The 20,287-nt window shown below is 60.5% G+C and carries 17 protein-coding genes; 7 read left to right on the forward strand and 10 right to left on the reverse strand.

The window, feature by feature from the left end; all coding sequences use genetic code 11:
- Positions 1-60 precede the first annotated feature (60 nt).
- Positions 61-456 carry a response regulator gene (locus tag BLW69_RS06000; RefSeq protein WP_062456056.1) on the forward strand — a complete coding sequence of 132 codons (396 nt, stop codon included), beginning with the start codon at positions 61-63 and terminating at the stop codon, positions 454-456.
- A gap of 16 nt (positions 457-472) precedes the next feature.
- Here the strand turns inward: BLW69_RS06000 and BLW69_RS06005 are convergent, their stop codons facing one another.
- Positions 473-1,729 carry an AGE family epimerase/isomerase gene (locus BLW69_RS06005; protein ID WP_092660576.1) on the reverse strand — a complete coding sequence of 419 codons (1,257 nt, stop codon included), beginning with the start codon at positions 1,727-1,729 and terminating at the stop codon, positions 473-475.
- A gap of 160 nt (positions 1,730-1,889) precedes the next feature.
- On the opposite strand from BLW69_RS06005, the gene metH reads away from it, so the two are divergent.
- Positions 1,890-5,660 (forward strand): methionine synthase, encoded by a 3,771-nt coding sequence (gene metH, locus BLW69_RS06010; RefSeq protein WP_092660578.1) that lies wholly within the window; start codon positions 1,890-1,892, stop codon positions 5,658-5,660.
- Positions 5,661-5,786: 126 nt separating this feature from the next.
- On the opposite strand, the gene BLW69_RS06015 is transcribed toward metH, so the two are convergent.
- From BLW69_RS06015 to BLW69_RS06030, 4 genes are all read right to left on the reverse strand, one after another.
- A complete protein-coding gene (locus tag BLW69_RS06015) occupies positions 5,787-6,848 on the reverse strand; it encodes an ABC transporter ATP-binding protein (protein WP_092660580.1) in 1,062 nt (353 codons plus the stop codon).
- Positions 6,849-6,875: 27 nt separating this feature from the next.
- A complete protein-coding gene (locus BLW69_RS06020) occupies positions 6,876-7,664 on the reverse strand; it encodes an ABC transporter permease (protein WP_092661096.1) in 789 nt (262 codons plus the stop codon).
- Positions 7,665-7,675: 11 nt separating this feature from the next.
- Entirely contained in the window at positions 7,676-8,551 is an 876-nt protein-coding gene (locus tag BLW69_RS06025; RefSeq protein ID WP_092660581.1) for an ABC transporter permease, read from the reverse strand.
- 80 nt (positions 8,552-8,631) lie between these two features.
- Positions 8,632-9,735, reverse strand: coding sequence for an ABC transporter substrate-binding protein (locus tag BLW69_RS06030; protein ID WP_062581155.1), 1,104 nt, complete (start codon positions 9,733-9,735; stop codon positions 8,632-8,634).
- 666 nt (positions 9,736-10,401) lie between these two features.
- On the opposite strand from BLW69_RS06030, the gene BLW69_RS06035 reads away from it, so the two are divergent.
- Both BLW69_RS06035 and BLW69_RS06040 read left to right on the forward strand, forming a co-directional pair.
- Positions 10,402-11,901, forward strand: a complete 1,500-nt coding sequence (locus BLW69_RS06035) for an amino acid permease (RefSeq protein ID WP_062456074.1) — start codon at positions 10,402-10,404, stop codon at positions 11,899-11,901.
- A 215-nt stretch (positions 11,902-12,116) separates the two neighbouring features.
- Complete coding sequence (locus BLW69_RS06040; protein WP_062456077.1) at positions 12,117-12,833, forward strand: ParA family protein; 717 nt, start codon at positions 12,117-12,119, stop codon at positions 12,831-12,833.
- Between the two features lie 78 nt (positions 12,834-12,911).
- Here BLW69_RS06040 and BLW69_RS06045 read toward each other — a convergent pair whose 3' ends face one another.
- Complete coding sequence (locus BLW69_RS06045; protein WP_092660583.1) at positions 12,912-14,333, reverse strand: L,D-transpeptidase family protein; 1,422 nt, start codon at positions 14,331-14,333, stop codon at positions 12,912-12,914.
- A 183-nt stretch (positions 14,334-14,516) separates the two neighbouring features.
- On the opposite strand from BLW69_RS06045, the gene BLW69_RS06050 reads away from it, so the two are divergent.
- From BLW69_RS06050 to BLW69_RS06060, 3 genes are all read left to right on the forward strand, one after another.
- Positions 14,517-15,353, forward strand: a complete 837-nt coding sequence (locus BLW69_RS06050; protein ID WP_092660585.1) for a DUF4432 family protein — start codon at positions 14,517-14,519, stop codon at positions 15,351-15,353.
- A gap of 74 nt (positions 15,354-15,427) precedes the next feature.
- Positions 15,428-15,766, forward strand: coding sequence for a protein tyrosine phosphatase family protein (locus BLW69_RS06055; protein ID WP_092660587.1), 339 nt, complete (start codon positions 15,428-15,430; stop codon positions 15,764-15,766).
- Positions 15,767-15,845: 79 nt separating this feature from the next.
- Positions 15,846-16,187 (forward strand): RidA family protein, encoded by a 342-nt coding sequence (locus BLW69_RS06060; RefSeq protein WP_062581144.1) that lies wholly within the window; start codon positions 15,846-15,848, stop codon positions 16,185-16,187.
- Between the two features lie 75 nt (positions 16,188-16,262).
- Here BLW69_RS06060 and BLW69_RS23090 read toward each other — a convergent pair whose 3' ends face one another.
- The 4 genes from BLW69_RS23090 to BLW69_RS06075 form a co-directional block, all read right to left on the reverse strand.
- Positions 16,263-16,385 carry a hypothetical protein gene (locus BLW69_RS23090; protein ID WP_256413794.1) on the reverse strand — a complete coding sequence of 41 codons (123 nt, stop codon included), beginning with the start codon at positions 16,383-16,385 and terminating at the stop codon, positions 16,263-16,265.
- Positions 16,386-16,446: 61 nt separating this feature from the next.
- Positions 16,447-18,096, reverse strand: a complete 1,650-nt coding sequence (locus BLW69_RS06065; RefSeq protein ID WP_092660589.1) for a thiamine pyrophosphate-binding protein — start codon at positions 18,094-18,096, stop codon at positions 16,447-16,449.
- The gene (locus BLW69_RS06070) at positions 18,093-19,292 is read right to left on the reverse strand and encodes a succinate--glutarate CoA-transferase (protein WP_162759457.1); all 1,200 of its coding nucleotides are present in this window, start codon (positions 19,290-19,292) and stop codon (positions 18,093-18,095) included. The genes BLW69_RS06065 and BLW69_RS06070 overlap by 4 nt, the downstream gene beginning before the upstream one ends.
- A 2-nt stretch (positions 19,293-19,294) precedes the next feature.
- Positions 19,295-20,260 carry a DMT family transporter gene (locus BLW69_RS06075; RefSeq protein ID WP_092660591.1) on the reverse strand — a complete coding sequence of 322 codons (966 nt, stop codon included), beginning with the start codon at positions 20,258-20,260 and terminating at the stop codon, positions 19,295-19,297.
- Positions 20,261-20,287: the final 27 nt, after the last annotated feature.

Here is a 20,287-nt window from a genome sequence, read left to right on the forward strand (position 1 = left end):
ATCAACCAGAATCAGACTGGTAACACACACGCAGCCATGGCTGCTGCCGGAGAATTCGATATGTCGACCGTAGCCGCCGAAGCAAATGAAGGGCGCGCCGCACCGATCAAGGTTTTGTTCGTAGAAGACGAAGCCCTGATCCGCATCTCTACAGCCGATTTCCTGCAGGACGCCGGCATGGGCGTCGTCGAAGCCGGCACGGCCGGTGAGGCGCTGGGCCTTGCCTCAGAGCAGCCGGTCGATATCCTTGTTACCGACGTGCATCTGCCCGACATGACAGGCTTGCAACTGACCATCAAACTCCGCGCGCAATTTCCGGATCTCCCAGTCATCTTCGCGACGGGCGATCGCAATGTCGAAGGCGCCGAAGGCCTGTCGCGTTCGGGCCTGGTGACCAAGCCCTATGACTACGACAGCCTTGTCTCGCTGATCCGCTCCATGGTCTCGGCCGGCTGACCGGCGGAACCGGCCGTCAGATCCGGCCGTCCGCCTCCACGATCATCTTCGTCAGGCTGCCATCCGCGGGAAACAGCGGGATGAGGCATGCCTGCAGCGCGTGATAGATGTCGCCCTTGCCGGGAAACAGGGTGTGAGCCGGGACCAGATCTTCCGTGAGTTCCTCGTGCCAGCCGCCGTTCTTGTGGTCGATGAACTTGTTGGCAATGGTGCCCCAGATCAGCCTGTAGCTGTCTTCGTAGAAGCTGTCGGCCGGCAGATGCTGGTTGATGAAGTGGGCAGCTGCTGCGCCCTCGCACATCGGCCACCAGAGCTTGTTGGTCTTGGCGGGCTTGTCTTCCCAGTCGAGTGTGTAGAAAAAGCCGCCTTTTTCCTTGTCCCAGCCGAGTGACATGGCCTGCACGAACAGGTTCTTGGCCGCATCCGGCATCCAGGCGTGCTTCTTGTCGCCAAGCGTCCACAGTTGCAGCATCAGGCGGGCCCATTCCAGCCAGTGGCCAGGTGTCGTGCCGGCCGGGCGGAACATCTCGTCTTTGTGGTAGTAATCCTTGTCGATCTGCCAGTCGGTATCGAAATGCTCGGCGACGCGGAAGCCGACGCTACCGGCAAGGCGCCGGATCACGAGGTCCGCAATGCTTTCGGCCTTGTCGAGATAATGCCGTTCGCCGGTTGCCTCAAAGGCCGCCATCAGCGCTTCGGTCAGGTGCATGTTCGAGTTCTGGCCACGATAGCTGCCACCGTCGATCGGCGACCAGTCGGACGCGAATTCCTCTGCGATGGCGCCGTGTTCGCGATCCCAGAACCGGGTTTCCAGCACGTCGGTGACGTCGGCCAGCATCGCGTCCGCAAGCGGATGGCCGACGACCTTGGCGGAGGATGCGGCGAGCAGCACGAAAGCATGGCCGTAACCCTGCTTGTTGCTGTCGGCCGGGCCATCGTCGTTCATCGACCAGGCATAGCCACCGTTTTGTTGGTCGCGGTGACCGTTCCAGAGAAAATTCATGCCGTGGTCGACCAGGTCGCCCGTACCCGGACGTCCCAACAAATAGCCGATAGAATAGCAGTGCACCATGCGGGCAGACGCGTGAATGCCGCGAACGGGATTGTCGCCGGGGAGCGGGTTGCCGGTAGGATCGAGATCGAAGAAGCCGCCCTTGGGGTTGATGGCCCTGTGTTGGAAGAAATCGAACAGGCCGTCAGCCTGTTGCAGCAGCCAGCGCCGGTGGTAGGGCAGATCGCTCCAGAATTTCGATACCTGGCCCGCGTCGCTCATGCTTCTCTCCCTTTTGCATTCTGCTTCAAGGCTATACCGTCAGGAGTATGGCCTGTCATCGACAATTCGTTTATTACTCACGGCATGACGGCTGGACATCATATAAACGCATCTTTATATGATTATGAATACCGTTTGATGCTGTTCAGGAGTGTGTCCCTTGTTTGATGAACTCTTCGGTCCCGAAGGCGATCGCCGCGACGGTGCGGAAATCCTTGCAGCTCTAAAGGCGGCCGCACGCGAACGAATTCTCGTGATAGATGGCGCCATGGGCACCCAGATCCAGGGGCTCGGCTTCAACGAAGAGCATTTTCGTGGCGAACGCTTCATCGGTTGCGCCTGTCACCAGCAGGGCAACAACGACCTTCTGATTCTCTCGCAGCCCCAGGCGATCGAGGATATCCACTATCGTTACGCCAAGGCCGGCGCCGATATTCTCGAGACCAACACGTTTTCCTCCACCCGTATCGCCCAGGCGGATTACGAGATGGAAGGCGCTGTCTACGATCTCAACCGCGACGGGGCACGCCTTGCCCGCCGGGCCGCGATCCGCGCCGAAAAGGAAGACGGCCGCCGCCGTTTCGTGGCCGGCGCCATCGGCCCGACCAACCGGACGGCCTCGATTTCCCCCGATGTCAACAATCCAGGCTACCGTGCCGTTTCGTTCGACGACCTGCGGATTGCCTATGGCGAGCAGATCGATGGTTTGATCGATGGCGGTGCCGACATCATCCTGATCGAAACGATCTTCGACACGCTCAACGCCAAGGCCGCGATCTTTGCCTGCGAGGAGCGATTCGAGGCCAAGGGCATTCGCCTGCCAGTGATGATCTCGGGCACGATCACCGACCTTTCCGGACGCACGCTGTCCGGCCAGACGCCGTCTGCGTTCTGGAACTCGGTGCGCCATTCGAACCCGTTCACGATCGGCCTCAACTGCGCACTCGGGGCCGATGCGATGCGGCCGCACCTGCAGGAATTGTCGGGCGTTTCCGACACGTTCATCTGCGCCTACCCGAATGCGGGCCTGCCCAACGAGTTTGGCCAGTATGACGAAACGCCTGAGATGATGGCAAAGCAGGTCGAGGAGTTCGCCCGCGAAGGTCTGGTCAATGTCGTCGGCGGCTGCTGCGGCTCGACGCCGGAGCATATTCGCGCAATTGCCGATGCCGTCTCCAAGCACAAGCCGCGCGAAATCCCGGAGCACTCGCCGTTCATGTCGCTGTCGGGCCTCGAGCCCTTCACGCTGACCAAGGACATTCCCTTCGTGAATGTCGGCGAACGCACCAACGTCACCGGTTCGGCCAAATTCCGCAAGCTGATCACTGCCGGCGATTATGCGGCAGCGCTGGTCGTTGCCCGCGACCAGGTCGAGAACGGCGCGCAGGTCATCGACATCAACATGGACGAGGGCCTGATCGATTCGGGCCAGGCGATGATCGAGTTTCTCAACCTGATCGCCGCCGAGCCGGATATTGCTCGCGTGCCCGTCATGATCGACAGCTCGAAGTTCGAGATCATCGAAGGCGGACTGAAATGCGTTCAGGGCAAGCCGATCGTCAACTCGATCTCGCTCAAGGAAGGCGAGGAAAAGTTCCTGGCGCAGGCCAAGCTGATCCGCAATTACGGCGCAGCTGTCGTGGTCATGGCGTTCGACGAGACGGGGCAGGCGGATACCTATGACCGCAAGGTCGAGATCTGCAGCCGCGCCTACAAGATCCTGACCGAGCAGGCAGGCTTTCCGCCCGAGGATATCATCTTCGATCCGAACGTGTTTGCGGTGGCGACCGGGATCGAGGAACACAACAATTACGGCGTCGATTTCATCGAGGCGACGCGGACGATCCGCGAGCGCATGCCGCTTGTGCATATTTCCGGCGGCGTTTCGAACCTTTCCTTCTCGTTCCGCGGCAACGAGCCGGTGCGCGAGGCGATGCATGCTGTGTTCCTGTACCACGCCATCCAGGCGGGCATGGACATGGGCATCGTCAATGCCGGCCAGCTGGCGATCTACGAGAACATCGATCCGGAACTGCGCGAGGCCTGCGAGGATGTGGTGCTGAACCGCCGCGCCGACGGGACTGAGCGGCTTCTGGAAGTGGCCGAAAAATATCGTGGCGGCCCCGGCAAGGAAGCAAGGGTCCAGGATCTGGCCTGGCGCGAGCGCTCGGTCGAAGAGCGGCTGTCGCATGCGCTGGTCAACGGCATTACCGAATTCATCGACGCCGATACAGAAGAGGCACGGCTGCAAGCCGCGCGTCCGCTCCACGTCATCGAGGGGCCGCTGATGGCCGGCATGAATGTCGTCGGCGATCTGTTCGGTTCGGGCAAGATGTTCCTGCCGCAGGTGGTGAAGTCCGCGCGCGTTATGAAGCAGGCGGTTGCGGTGCTGCTTCCCTACATGGAAGAGGAAAAGCGCCTCAACGGCGGCGACCAGCGCAAGACCGCCGGCAAGATCCTGATGGCGACCGTCAAGGGCGACGTTCACGATATCGGCAAGAACATCGTCGGTGTCGTGCTCGCCTGCAACAATTACGAGATCGTCGATCTCGGCGTGATGGTGCCGGCGACGAAGATTCTCGAAACGGCAATTGCCGAACAGGTCGATATCATCGGTCTGTCGGGCCTGATCACGCCGTCGCTCGACGAAATGGTGCATGTGGCAGCCGAAATGGAGCGGCAGGGCTTTAACGTGCCGCTGCTGATCGGCGGCGCGACCACCAGCCGGGTGCACACGGCCGTAAAGATCCATCCCCGCTATGAGCGGGGCCAGGCCGTCTATGTCACGGACGCCTCGCGCGCCGTCGGCGTCGTCTCGGCGCTGCTGTCGCCGGATGCGAAGGATGGCTATGTCGAGACGATCCGCGGCGAATATGCCAAGGTTGCAGCTGCGCATGCCCGTTCTGAAGCGGACAAGAAGCGGCTGCCGATCGAGCGTGCCCGCGCCAATGCAGAGACGGTCGACTGGACATCCTACGAGCCCAAGAAGCCACAGTTCTTCGGCACGAAAGTGTTCGAAGGCTACGATCTGGCGGAGCTTGCGACCTATATCGACTGGACGCCGTTCTTCCAGACATGGGAATTGAAGGGTCGCTATCCGGCCATTCTCGAAGACGAGAAGCAGGGCGAGGCCGCGCGGCATCTGTTTGCGGATGCGCAGGCGATGCTTCAAAAAATCATTGCGGAGAAGTGGTTCCGGCCGCAGGCCGTGATCGGCTTCTGGCCGGCCAACGCTGTCGGCGACGACATCAAGCTGTTTACCGACGAGACCCGCAGCACGGAACTCGAGACCTTGTTCACGCTGCGCCAGCAGCTGTCCAAGCGTGACGGCCGGCCGAATGTGGCGCTGTCGGATTTCGTCGCACCGGTTTCGAGCGGCAAGGCCGATTATGTCGGCGGCTTCGTGGTCACGGCCGGTATAGAGGAAGTGGCGATCGCCGAACGGTTCGAGCGGGCCAACGACGATTATTCGTCGATCCTAGTCAAGGCGCTCGCCGACCGGTTTGCGGAAGCGTTTGCCGAACGCATGCACCAGCGCGTGCGTCAGGAGTACTGGGGCTATGCGCCGGATGAGACGCTCACGAGCGACGAGTTGATCCACGAGCAGTATGCCGGCATTCGTCCGGCACCCGGCTATCCAGCGCAACCCGATCATACGGAAAAGGAAACGCTGTTCAGGCTGCTCGACGCCACCAAGGCGACAGGCGTGACGCTGACCGAAAGCTACGCGATGTGGCCGGGATCATCCGTCTCGGGCTTCTATATCGGCCATCCCGCCAGCTACTATTTCGGCGTTGCCAAGGTGGAGCGGGACCAGGTCGAGGATTATGCATCCCGCAAGGGCATGGCGATCGAGGAAGTCGAGCGCTGGCTCGGGCCGGTGCTCAACTATATCCCGACCAATGTGGCGGCGGTGGAAGACGCCGCATAGGCGGTCTGACGCCATGTTCACAGATTGAATCAAGAAGCCGGCAAGTTGAATCACTTGCCGGCTTCTTCCGTTTGATATTGCGGTCTTGTTAGCGATCAAGCATTCGCCACTCGCGGCGCGCTGCGCCTATTCCTTGACCACCAGCAGGTCGCTTGCGGCGAAACGCAGGGTCACTGTTTCGCCTGGCTGCGGCAGCACCTTGTCCGGCGCGTTGAACATGTCGAAGGATATCTGGTTGCCGCCGACCGTGACCTTGGTGCGCACGACGGAGCCAAGGAAATGCGTCGAGACAACGGTGCCGGTCAAAGCCGTATCGCCCGTGGCGCTCTCGGAAAGCGAACCAGCTTCCGGACGCAGCGCGATCGATACGGTGTCGCCTTGTGCAAACGCGCCGATTGGTTCGCGCAGCGTGATGATGTTGTCGCCGATACGGATGGTGTTGGCGGCCGGATCTACGACGATCGCATCGATGATGTTGAGCGTGCCGACAAACGAGGCGACGAAACGGGTGGCCGGGCGGTTGTAGATCTCCGACGGCGTACCGATCTGGTCGGCGCGACCGGCGTTCATGACGACGATCCGATCCGAGATGGAGAGAGCCTCTTCCTGATCGTGGGTGACGAATACGGTGGTGATGCCGAGCTTCCTCTGGATCTGGCGGATTTCCTCACGCAAGGATACGCGGATCTTTGCGTCGAGCGCCGACAGCGGTTCATCCAGCAGCAGGACCTGCGGTTTCGGGGCGAGCGCCCGGGCGAGCGCGACGCGCTGCTGCTGGCCGCCGGACATCTGGTACGGGTAGCGGTCGGCCAAATGTTCGAGGCCGATCAGCTTCAGCATTTCCTTCACGCGGGCGTCGATATCCGCCTTCGACATGCCAGCGACCTTGAGGCCGAAGGCGACGTTGTCGAACACGCTCATGTTGGGAAACAGGGCATAGGCCTGGAACACCATGCCGATATTGCGCTGGCTGGTTTTCAGGCCCAACTGGTTGCGGCCGTTGATGAAGATCGTGCCGTCGCTCGGGTTCTCGAACCCGGCGATCATCCTCAGAACCGTGGTCTTGCCGCAACCGGACGGTCCGAGAAAGGAGACAAATTCCCCTTTCTCGATCGCCATATGGAAGTCCTTGACGACCTGCGTCTGGCCGAAGCTTTTCTTGATACCGTCGAGAACGAGAAACGACATGAGGTGAAAATCCTTGAGGCGCAGTCCCTAAGCCCGGGAGGGTGCCATCTTGCTGAAACGGGAAACGAGCTGGAGCAGGCCCATCGAAAGCCAGGTGATTGCAAAGGCGATCACGGCGAGCGCCGAAGGCTCATAGGCCTTATTGGCGCCCACGAGCTGGAGATAGGGACCGAATGCGGGTCGGTTGAGGAGGGCGGCCATGGTGAACTCGCCCATCACGATCGCGAAGGTGATGAAGGCGCCCGACAGCACGCCCGACATCACGTTCGGGAAGATGCAGCGAAACAGGATCGTCGGCCATTTGGCGCCAAGGATTTCCGCCGCTTCCGTGAGGGTTCGAACGTCGATGGTGCGCATCGCCGTGTCGACCGAGCGATACATGTAGGGCAGCGACAAGGTGATGTAGGACATGACGAGAAGCACGTTGGTGCCGAAGGTCGAGCCGGTGAAGGGGATGTAGGACGACGAATTGTAGAGCCGAAGATAGCCAAAGACGATGACGATCGCCGGGATGACCAGCGGCATCAACGTGATGAACTCCATCACCGGACGCATCTGCGGGACGCGGAGCCTAACCCAGTAGGCCGTCGGCACGATCAGCAGCATGCCGAAGATGATGGTGAGCAGCGCCATCAGCATGGAGAAGCCGAAGGTTGCCCGGAAGGCGGCATCCGAGAAGACCGAGTCATAGGCATCGAACGAGTATTCGCCACGCCGCATGCGCAGCGAGAATTCGAACGTGCCGAGCAGCGGCACGAAGAAATAGATCACGCCGATGGCGATGGCGAGCCAGGCGAAGAACTTTGTCATCCTCATCTCGCGCATCCTCACTTCTGCCAGCGTTCGGCGCGCATGCGCAGCCAGATGTACAAGACGTTGGACACGCCGGTGATGACGATCATGCCGAGTGCCAGCGCATAGCCGAGGTTCGGATTGTGCAGAACGTCGCCGCGGATCTGCGCATAGAGCAGGATCGGCACGATATTGAGCGAGGAGCCGGTCAGCGCATAGGCCGTCGCGATCGCGCCGAAGGCGTTGGCGAAGAGAAGCAGGCTGGTGCCGAGAAGGCTCGGCCACAGGATCGGCATCGCCACCATGCGCCAGTATTGCCAGGTGGAGGCGCCAAGGATTTCGGACGCTTCACGCCACTCCTTCTTCAATCCGTCGAGCGCCGGCGTCAGGATCAGCACCATCAGCGGGATCTGGAAGAACATGTAGGTGAGGGTGAGACCGACGAAGGACAGGAGATTGAAGCCTGTCGAATAGAGGTTGAAGCCGAACCAGTCGCGCATGAAGACGGTCACGAGGCCGGTGCGGCCAAGCGTGGCGATAAAGGCGAAGGCGAGGGGCACGCCGGCAAAATTCGAGGCGACGCCGGAGAAAGTCAGGAGGCTGGAGCGGATCCAGGACGGCAGGCCGCCGAGAACGATCGCCCAGGCAAGTGCAAAGCCGATGATCGCGCCACCGAGCGACGATGCGAAGGAGACCTTGATCGAGATCCAGTAGGCCGAAAGGATCGTCGGCGTGAACAGGTCCGCGATATTCTTGAAGGTGAGTGTTCCCTCGGGCGTGAAGAAGGCGCCGACGACAAGATAGAAGGTCGGGATGATCAGAAACATCAACGCGAAGATCATGAACGGCGCGACGCCGAGCCAATCGACGACGGTACGGCGGTCGATGAAGGACGATGATGCGGTGGACATGAATCCGGTGTTTCTGTCAGAGGAGGAAAAAGGCCTCCCCGCGCCCATAAAAGCGGAGCGGGAAGGCCGTCTAGGCTTGATTACTTGACGTTGGCGCCGACCACGGAATCCCACTTCGTGGTGATCGCGGTCTTGCCGGCAGCCTGCTCTTCGAGTGTCGGGAATACGGCCTTTTCATAGGACGCGGCCGGCGGCAGGGCGTCGAGCAGTGCCTTCGGGATCTTGTTGTTCTTGGCAAGATCGTTGAAACGGATCGGGTGGCAATAGCCCTTCAGCCAACCGAGCTGACCTTCGTCGGAATAGAGGTATTCCATCCACAGCTTGGCAGCGTTCGGATGCGGTGCGAAAGCGGAGATCGCCTGCACATAGACGCCGGCAACGACGCCCGACTGCGGAACGACGACTTCATAAGGCGGGTTGCCCTTCAGGCTTTCGCCCCAGGACAGAGCGTTGTAGTCCCAGGCGATGATGATCGGGGTGGAGCCCTGTGCGAACGGGGCAGCCTTGCCGATGACCGGAACGAAGTTGCCGGCCTTGTTGAGTTCTGCGAAGAACTTCAGGCCTTCTTCGCCAGCCTTGGCGGCATCGCCCTTAGCGGCGGAGAGACCGGCAGCATAGACGCCCTGGACAGCCTGGTTTGCAGAGCGCGGGTCGCCGGCGAGTGCGACGGCGTTCGCGTAGTCGGACTTCAGAAGATCCTTCCAGTCCTTCGGCGATTCCTTGACGAGATCCTTGTTCACCATGAAGGCGAGAACGCCGTAATAGTCGCCGTACCAGTAGCCTTCAGCATCCTTGGCTTCAGCCGGGATCGAGTCCCAGGTGGAAACCTTGTAAGGCTGGATCAGGCCTTCGGCCTTGGCGGACGGGCCGAAGGACAGACCAACGTCGATCACGTCAGGAGCCTGCGGGCCCTTGTTGCCCTTGTTGGCCTTGATGGCTTCGATTTCGTCGCCCGAGCTCGCGTCCGGGTTCAGTTCGTTGACTTCGATTCCGTACTTTGCCTTGAAGCCGGCGATCACGTCGCCGTAGCCGCACCAGCTGTGGGGCAGGGCGATGGTGGTCAGCGCGCCTTCCTTCTTGGCGGCGGCGATCAGTTCCGCGCTCGGCTCGGCTGCTGCAAGGCTGGTGGAAGCGATGAGGACTGCTGTCGTCAGAGACAGCAGACGATGGGCGTTCTTGAGCACGGGTGTCCTCCTGGGGTTGAGCGTCTCGGCGCGACTCGTAGAGCCATTGTGTGTATCGTATGTGACAGCGCGCATTCCAAGCGCATGCTAGAAATCAGGCCTGTATTTCAGGAATTTAGAAGATATCCCTCACCAATTGAATCCGTTTGTCCGGAGGGAACTGCGCTCGGACACGGCAATCGTGTTTGCCCTGTCATCACTGGTCAATCCTGCCGGTCATACGAAAGCCGTTCCCTCCGGTCTGCGCCGGTTTGTGACAGGATTAACATTCGTTTCCAGGACCGAGTCAACGGGGCCTATGGAGGAGATTTGAGATTACCGTTGACGACGCGGCGGAAGTGAAGAATTCTCGTCGTGGTTAATGCGTGTTCATACTTCACGAAATCGCTTCAAGACCGATGTCGGCGGGATCAAAGGACAGTCATCGCGTCCGGCACTGACTTCACGACCTAGACTATGAACGAGTTTATTCGAAACGAAGCCGCCTACGGTCGAGGCAGGCTTTCGACGGGCCGGTGTGGGAACTCTCCAGCCGGTTTACTGAGAGACCAGGGGAACAGCCAGAGCTGCGGGATACCGACACCGACAAAAGCGGGCGGATCCGAATGGACGGGGACGGCGGGCCGGACGGCCTCGCTGCCTATTTCTTTGATCAGGAGAGAAGGCATGGAAAGTTCATCAGCGGGCGTCAGCTACAAGAAGGCGGATGCTGCCTATTTCGAAAAGCGCGGGCTTTCGCGCTATGCAGGGGTCTGGTCGCTTTGGGCGCTCGGCGTCGGCGCCGTTATCTCAGGGCATTTCTCGGGCTGGAATTTCGGTTTCGCGACCGGCGGATGGGGAGGGATGCTGGTTGCCGGCATCATCATCGCCGTCATGTATCTCGGCCTGACGTTCTCGATCGCCGAGATGAGCCCGGCGCTGCCGCACACGGGTGCTGCCTATTCCTTTGCGCGAACGGCGATGGGACCCTGGGGCGGCTTCATTACAGGGCTCTGCGAGAACGTCGAATACGTGCTCACGCCCGCCGTCATCGTTACCTTCATTACGGCCTATGTGAATTCGATCCTCGGCCTCGATCCCGTCTACTCGCCGATCCTGTGGATCCTGTTCTACATCATCTTCCTAGCGCTCAACGTGTTCGGCCTCGAACTGTCGTTCAAGGTGACGCTGGTCATCACGATCGTTTCGCTGGCGGTGCTGGTGTTCTTCTGGGTCAGCGCCATCCCCAACATGGACTTTTCCCGCTGGGCGCTGAACATCGGCGTCGGACCTGATGGTGCAGCGATCGAACTGCCTGAAGGCAATGGCGACTGGTTCCCGTTCGGGATCACAGGCGTGCTTGCAACGCTTCCCTTTGCGGTCTGGCTGTTCCTTGCCATCGAACAGTTGCCGCTGGCGGCAGAAGAATCGGTCGATCCGAAGCGTGACATGCCGAAGGGCATCATCCTCGGCATGATGACGCTGATGCTGTCGGCCTTCATGATTGTGCTCCTCAATCCCTCTCTGCCGGGTGTCGGCGCCTTTCATCTGAGTACGGCGCTGGAGCCGCTTCTCGACGGGTTCAAGTCCGTTTATGGCGACGGAGGCGTCGTTATCCTCGGTCTGGTGGCGCTGACGGGTCTGATCGCCAGCTTCCATACGATCCTCTATGCACAGGGTCGCCAGATCTACTCGCTCTCGAGGGCCGGCTATTTCCCGACGGCGCTCTCGGTCACGCATCCGACCTACAAGACGCCCTACGTTGCGATGCTGGCTGGAGCGCTGGTCGGTCTTGCCGTGATGCTGGTCATCTGGTTTTCGCTCGGTGCAGAAGCAGGTGGCAGCGCCATCGGCAGCGTGTTGCTCAACATGGCGGTGTTCGGCGCGATGTTCTCCTACATCATGCAGGCGATCTCGTTCATCATCCTGCGCAAGAAACTGCCCAATATCGAGCGGCCGTTCCGGTCTCCACTGGGCATCCCGGGTGCCGTCCTGACGATCGTCATCGCCGTGGTGACGCTTCTCTATCAGGTTCAGGATCCCAACTTCTTCAAGGGCGTCGTCTGGGTGGTGATCTGGTTTGCTGTCGCGATCGCCTATTTCGCGCTTGTTGGCCGCCATCGTCTGATCCTTTCGCCGGAAGAAGAGTTCGCGATGGAGCACAAGCAGGCGGCAGCGCTGGTCTGATCCCCAGACATCCGTGATCAACATGTGGCCCGCGATCGCTTCGCGGGCCACATTTGCATTCTCAGCCTTTTTAGGTCGGCATGCTGAAATGTGACAGGCAATATGCGTTAACCCTTAATTTACGTCTCGTTAACCAAGTTCATGAAGAATACGTTAACTGCGCATGAAGCGGCGTGGTGGTGAGCGATGCGGCTCTATTTCATCAAGGACCGAGAATGCCCGTAATTTCATTTGCCAATGCCAAGGGCGGTGCCGGCAAGACGACTGCAGCCCTGCTGCTTGCCACGGAACTCGCCCACCAGGGATTTCGCATCACGATCATCGATGCCGATCCGCAGAAGTGGATCAGCCAGTGGTGCGAGATCTCCGGCCCCGTGCCCAACCTCTCGGTGATCTCAGAAGTCACGACGGCGTCGCTTCCATGCCACCTGCGCGAGATGGCATCTTCGACCGACTACTTCATCATCGATCTTGCCGGCGCGCGAGACGCGCTGGTAACCACTGCAATCGGGCTTTCCAACCACGTCATCATTCCGGTCCAGGGCTCGGCGATGGATGCGAAGGGCGCAGCACAGATTCTCGATCTGCTCGCGCAGATGAAGGACAAGGCCAAGCTCGACATTCCGCATTCCGTCGTCCTTACCCGTGTCACCTCGATGGTAACGACGCGAGCCATGCTGGCGATCAAGGGGTTGCTGGCGGCCAAGGGCGTCAATGTGCTGGAGACGTCGATCGGCGAACGAGTCGCGTTCAAGGAATTGTTCGAGACCGGCGGAACCCTGCACACGCTCGACGCGACAAAGGTCAGCAATGTCGACAAGGCAAAAGACAATGCGCGCAGTTTCGCTCAGGAAGTGATGCGCATGATGCCGGTCCGCGTCGTGCGCTCGATGGGATCGAAACTGTTTCCGTTTCGCCGAAACGCCGCCTGAAGCCAATTCAACGTAGCCATAAAAAAAGCCTCTCCGGTTTGCCGGAGAGGCTTTTTGCGTTGTTAAGTCTGGCAAAACCTACTCGAGGAATTCGACGGTCGTGCCGGGCTTGACCATCTTGGCAAGTTCCGTCGCATCCCAATTGGTGAGGCGCACGCAGCCGTGGCTGTTGGTCTTGCCGATCTTGGAAGGCTCCGGCGTGCCGTGAATGCCGTAGGTGGGTTTCGACAAGGCGATCCAGACCGTGCCCACCGGGCCGTTCGGACCCGGAGGGATCTGCAAGATCTGAGTGTTGTTGCCCTGTGTGAAGTTGATCTTCGGATTGTAGGTGTAGCCCGGATCGAGCGCGATGCGCTGGACCGTATGGTTGCCCGACGGCGATGGCGTATCGCTCGAACCGATCGTGGCCGGATAAGCCGAAATCAGCACACCGTCTTCACCGTAGGCGAAGACCTGCTTGCGATACTTATCGGCAACGATCCGCGTCACCTGTCCGGTCTTCGGCGTGCCGGGGTTGATCACCTTGATCGTCATGCCGGGAATGGTGAAGTCGACATTCGGGTTGAGCGACTTCAGGTAGTTCTCGTCCATGTGGAACTGCTCGGCGAGCTTTTCCGTCACGGACATATAGGACATCGCCGGAAGTGCGGCCTTGTGGGCGTAGTCTTCCGGGATGGACGCAACGTACGGGCCCGCAGCGTCCGCAGCCGTGATCGTGTAGTCGATGATCGGCAAGCCGCCCGAATAGGTCAGGCGCTGCATGATGTCTTCGGAATTGTTCGGATCGAGCGTCTCGCCCGTCATTTCCTGCCAGGCGGCGACCGCCTTGTTGACGTTGTCGCCGAGATGCCCGTCAATCACGCCGGGGGAGATGCCTTCGCGGTCGAGGAATACCTGGAGAGCGGCGATCTCGGCCTGCGGCTTCTTGGTGACCGTGATGATCGGCTTGGCATCGTGCTGCGGTGGCGGAAGTTCAGAACCCGCATTCGGGTCGATCGAGGCTTCCTGAGGCTCGGAATAGTTCTCGTCGATACCGGGGAGGACATCGCTGTCCAGCGGCTCGCGCGTGATCGAACCCGGCCGTGAAATCGACCCGGTCACGGCGCCCGGCTCTTCGCCCTGACGATACTGGCGGTAATCCTGATAGCCGCCCTGGTTTTGCGGATACTGATCCTGCGGCTGATAGACCGTGTCGCGCTGGTTTCTGTAGCCACGAGGTGCCGGCGGATATTCCGCCTGCTGCGGACGGTAAGCATCCTGGCGCGTTTCGGTCGCGACAATGTTTCCGCGGCGATCGAGATAGACACGACGGCCCATGCCGTCGCGGCTGATCACGACGTCGCGCGGATCCGGCCTGTAGTCGAGAATGGCGCCGTCAGGTGCGACAAGGGTCGTCTGCTCCTGCGGATACAGATATCCGCTCTGGGCCTGCGCCGACACGGGCCCAAAGGCTGCTGAAATTGCCATAAGGCTGATACTTGCGAGAATGAGACGCTTCACGTTTCCACCGAAAGAAATTATTCCGTCTACGTTAAGCGGGAAACCGCGCACATGGTTCCCGGCTCTCGTATCTGGTGCCATAGACAAGGTAATTTCGACTTTATCGTGAGAAAAGTGAATTCGTTATGAACCGTTGGTTAAATTCGATCACGATCCGGCGAGAGTAGCCGTGAGGGAGGTTTTATGAAAGCGTTTTCAGCAGGAAACGGGCCGAAGCTCAACCTGGACGAGGCGTCTGTGCTGGATATCGGCGCGTGTTTCGTCGGCGGTATCGACATTGCGCCAGGTCGGGCCATTCCTGACGACGGCGATCCGCGAATCGATCATTCGCTGGAAGGGTTTCTGTTCACCTGTGGTCCCGACCACATCCGCCACCCCGAAGCCATTCCGGGTCGCGCAGACGGCGCGAGATTTCCGCTGCACGGCTCCTACTCGTCGCACCCGGCCGAGATCGTATTCTGGGATATGCAGGAGGATGCCGAATGCCGGGCGCGCATCGCGGTTCTAACCGCCGAGGGCGGATCGGTGCTTCTGGAGCGCCACTGGCGGATTGATGGCGCAACGGGTGAAGTCTGCCTGTCCGACAGGGTGACGAATACCGGCACGAAAGCCATCGCCCGGGTGCATATGTACCATATGAATATCGGAGCATGTCTGCTCGATGACAACGTTCGTCTTTCGAGCGCAATGTTCGAGCAAAAAGAGATGCCGTGGAATTTCGGGCCCGACCCGGGGAGCGTATTTTGTGTTCCGGCCGCAGGGCAGGGCGATCGGTGGGCGGAAGTGGCATTGGGACCGATCGCGGCGCTTGGTGGTCTGACGCTCAAGGTGCGCTTCAGGACCGACACTCTTCCGTACCTGCAGATGTGGCGCAACCAGAAGGCGCCAGCGCATGTGCTGGGGATAGAGCCGGTCTCGCATCGGCAGGCGAGCCGCAGCGAACTAGAGGCGTCAGGCGAGCTGAAATGGCTTCAACCCGGCGAAAGCGTCGACTACGGCCTGCGCTTCGTGTTTGCGTAAAAGGCCGCTTGGCGATTGACGCTCCCCGGGGTGCATCGTAAAGCTTGCCCCCTATCGAGAATGGAGGCTCTGCCATGGATATCCGCGAGATCAACGACGAATACTCGGTCTCAGGCCAGATCACGGTCGAAGACCTCGACCAGATCAAGGCGCTCGGCTTCAAGTCCATCGTCTGCAACCGCCCCGACGAGGAAGAGCCCGGCCAGCCGGATTTCGCCGCGATCGAGGCACGCGCCAACGAGCTCGGTCTCGACATCCGCCATATCCCGGTCGGCCGCATGGGCCTGACACCGGAAGGCGTGACCGAGATGGTCGACGTGCTCGAAGATTTTCCCAAGCCGCTGCTTGGCTATTGCCGCTCGGGCGCACGCTCCACGGCGATCTACGAACAGAGCCTGCGCCTGCGCGGCTGATCGGTTCGAAAGCTTTTCCACGCAAGGGCGCGGTATGCCACGCCCTGCATTTCCGAAGCTCAGCATTCAGGAGCATTTTATGAGCATTCAGCGTATCGAGCCCGGCGCCCGCATGAGCGGCGCCGTCGTCCATGGCAACACCGTCTATCTGGCCGGCCAGGTTGGCGAAGGCGACAGCGTCACCGACCAGTGCAAGGACGCGCTTGCCGAAGTCGATCGTCTGCTGGCTGCTGTCGGTTCCGACAAGTCGAAGATCCTGCAGACCCTGATCTATCTCTCCGACATTGCTGATTTCGCCGAAATGAACGCAGCCTGGGAAGCATGGGTCGACCCGGCCAATACACCGGCCCGCGCTACCAGCGAAGCCAAGCTTGCTGCGCCGAAGTACAAGGTCGAATTCATCGTTACCGCAGCGATCTGATCGGCCGGTTCATACTGACATGAAAAGGGGGCCGGTGAAAACCGGCCCCCTTTTTGTATCGACGATCCCTTGGGATCACGGCTCGCCCGGCGTCATGCCGATGAAGTAGTAAGCCGCGAGTGCGAGACCGATAAAAAAGATGACGGCGACGAAGGTCGTCATGCCGCCCAGTGCTTTGCGTTTTGTGTCATTTGCCATGCGCCATCAACGGCATGGCCGGCGAAATGTTCCACCCGTCGACTGCTCAGATGCCGCCGTTTCAGTTCCTGTTGCGGATCTGGGTCAGCGTTTTTGCCGGTGTGATCGCTTCCGGATCGAGCCTGACTTCAATGATGGCCGGCTTTCCGCTTTCGCGGGCACGCAGGTAAGCCGGACCGAAATCCTCCGTCTTCTCGACCAGTTCGCCATGCCCGCCGAAGGCTTGCGCATAGGCGACGAAATCCGGATTGACGAGATCGGTCGCCGAGACTCGGCCGGGATATTCCCGTTCCTGATGCATGCGGATCGTGCCGTAGATGCCGTTGTTGACGAGGACGGTGATGATCGGCAATCCGTAGCGGATGGCGGTGATAAATTCCTGGCCGTGCATCATGAAGCAGCCGTCGCCCGCAAAGCAGACGACTTCGCGATCCGGAAACAGCTGCTTGGCCGCGACTGCTGCCGGAAGGCCGTAGCCCATCGATCCTGATGTCGGTGCGGACTGCGTGTTGTATTTCCGGAACCGGTGGTAGCGGTGCACCCAGGTGGCGTAGTTGCCGGCGCCATTGGTGAAAACGGCGTCGGTCGGAACGTTTTCCTCGATCCAGGCCATGATCGGTCCCATGTGTACGTCGCCGGGTCCGCTTTTCGGGGGCGTCGACCACTTCAGATAGGAATCATGCATCGACGATTTGCGCTCGGTCCAGAGCGGCAGCGCCGGCGGTTGAAGATCCTTGATGGCTGCGACGAATTCCGCCGGTGCCGCGCAGATCGCCAGATCCGGGCGGTACATCCGCCCAAGCTCTTCCGGATCCGGGTAGACATGGACCAGGGTCTGCTTGGGGTAGGGAATGTCGAGCAGGGTGTAGGAGGAGGACGGCATTTCCGACATCCGGGCGCCGATGAGGATCAGCAGATCGCTATCCTTGATTTCATGCGCAAGCGCCGGGTTGATGCCTATGCCGACATCGCCGGCATAGGATGGGTGGAGGTGATCAAACAGCATCTGGCGACGGAAGGAGCAGCCGACCGGCAGTTTGAAGCGGCTGGCGAAATCCTGGAAGTCCGAGACCGTCTTCTCATCCCAGCGGGTGCCGCCGAGGATCACCATCGGCCGCCTTGCATTGCGCAGCATCTCGTCGAAGGTCGCGATCTGGCTCTTGCCGGGATGGCTTTCGACGGGCGTGTAGGGGCGGGCCTGAGCCGCCTCGACCGCTTCCGTCAGCATGTCCTCGGGCAGTGTCAGCACGACCGGGCCGGGGCGACCGGAGGTGGCGACGGCAAAGGCGCGGGTGACGAATTCCGGAATGCGGCGGGCATCGTCGATCTCACCGACCCATTTGGCGAACTCGGTAAAGGCGCGCCGATACTCGACTTCCTGGAAGGCTTCGCGTTCCTTCATGTCGCGGCCGATCTGGCCGATGAACAGGATCATCGGGATCGAATCCTGCTTGGCGATGTGTAGACCGGCCGACGCGTTGGTGGCGCCGGGGCCGCGGGTGACCATGCAGATGCCGGGTTCGCCGGTCAGACGACCCCAACTATCGGCCATCATCGCCGCGCCGCCTTCCTGGCGGCAGACGAGAACCTCGATACCGCTTTCATAGAGCGCGTCGAGCACGGCAAGATAGCTCTCGCCCGGAACGCAGGACACTCTGCTGACCCCGTTTGCCTTCAGTGCCTCGACGATCAGTTCTCCACCCGTCTTCATCGATTGCGTTCCTTCTCGATCATGTTCAGTTCGGCAAGAATTTCGGCCGTATGCTCGCCCACGTTCGGGCTTGGCCGGTAATAGGCAAGAGGCGTCTCCGATAGCACGATCGGGCTGCGGACGCCGGGGATGACAGTGCCGTCGGCTGCCTCGAGATCCACACGCAGACCGCGCGCCTTGACCTGGGGATCCTCGAACATTTCACCGATCGAATTGATCGGTCCGACCGGCACGGCATTGTCGCCGCAGGCGGAGAGGAGCTCGGCCTTGGTCCACTTGATCGTCTCGGCGATCAGGAGACTGCGGACCTCGATCCGGTGCGCGACGCGCGCCTTGTTGGTGGAAAACCGCTCGTCGTCTGCCACATGCTCGATGCCGAGAATTCGGCAGAAACGGCGGAACTGGCCGTCATTTCCAACGGCGAGAATGATGTAGCCGTCCTGCACGTTGATCACCTCGTAAGGAGAGATGTTCGGATGGGCGTTTCCGAGGCGGACCGGCGAGATGCCTGATATCAGGTAGTTCATGTTCTGGTTGGCAAGCACCGCCGACATGACATCGAGCAGCGCCATGTCGATATGCTGGCCTTCGCCTGTCTTCATGACGTGGATGAGCGCGCTCTGGATGGCGGTGACGGAATAGATGCCGGTGAAGATGTCGGCGATGGCGACGCCCGATTTCATCGGCTGGCCGTCCGGTTCGCCCGTGATCGACATGAAGCCCGACATGCCCTGGACGATATAGTCGTATCCGGCAAGGCTCGCATAGGGCCCGTCCTGGCCGAAACCGGTAATCGAGCAATAGACCAGCTTCGGATTGATCGCCTTCAGGCTCTCGTAGTCGAGCCCGTATTTGTTGAGGCCGCCGACCTTGAAGTTCTCGATCAGGACGTCCGACTGCGCGGCGAGGCGGCGGACGATGTCCTGGCCTTCTTCGGTCTTGAGATCGATCGCGATCGACCGCTTTCCCCGGTTGGTCGAATGGTAATAGGCGGCAGAGAGGTTTTCGCCGTCGACGCTTTCGACGAAGGGAGGCCCCCAGGCGCGGGTATCGTCGCCGCCGTTAGGGTTTTCGACCTTGACCACATCGGCACCCATATCGGCCAGCATCTGGCCGGCCCAGGGCCCTGCCAGCACGCGGGCCAGCTCGAGAACGCGGATGCCGGCAAGCGGCGGCTTTTTCTTCGGCTCATCCATGATCAGGGGCTTACCACTGTATGTTCGCTGTTGGTGACGGGCTTGAGCGAGGCGGCGCGGCGTTCGCGCCAGATGATGTAGAGGCCTGACCCGATGATGATGGAGATGCCGAGCCATTTGACCGGACCCGGGAAATCACCGAACACCAGCCAGCCCAGCAAAGTGGCCGAGACGATCTCGAAATACTGAAGCGGCGCAATGACCGAGGCGGGCGCGGCGCGATAGGCATAGACGGCAAGCAGGCCGGAGAGGGCAGCGACCGTGCCGACGCCGACCATCCATGTGGTCGTCGTCAAATCGGGGATCGACGGGGCCATGAATTCGATGCCGCTGACATGACCGATCAGGAGGAGGGCACCTGATATCGGAATTCCCCAGAGCGACATCTGAAACTGCATCGACCATGGGTTTTCGCGATGGGCGAGCGCCCGCGTCATCAGGGCGAAGACGGCGACGCCGAAAGCTGTGACCACGGGCAATACCGCGATATAGCCAATTTCCTGGAAGCTCGGGCGGATGACGATCATCGCGCCCAGGAAGCCGACGCCGCAAGCCGTGTAGCGCCGCCAGCCGATGATTTCCTTGAGGAAGATCGACGACATGACGGTGAGGATAATCGGCTCGACGAAGAAGATCGCGACGGCATCGGCAACTTCCATGACGGCGAGCGTTGCGACGAAGCAGATCATCGAGAGCGTGATCACGGCCGCGCGGATGGCGTGATAGAAACTGAGCTCCCAGGAGAAATTGCGCCATGACCCGGTCCACAGCACGATCGGCAGCATGCAAAGGCCCTGGACGATGAAGCGCACCATCGTGATGAGCGTCGGGGAGGCGTTGGCAGTTGCAAGCTTGGAAAACACGTCGATCAGCGGCGTGATCAGCATGGCAAGCAGCATCAGGCCCATGCCGGCGGAAATGCCGGACGCTTGCAGAGCAGGTCTCGTATGCGCATGCGGTGACGTCATGGCAAAGCTATACCTTCGGCATTCTCC

This window comes from Rhizobium sp. NFR12 (genome assembly GCF_900108545.1).
Lineage (GTDB): Bacteria > Pseudomonadota > Alphaproteobacteria > Rhizobiales > Rhizobiaceae > Neorhizobium > Neorhizobium soli.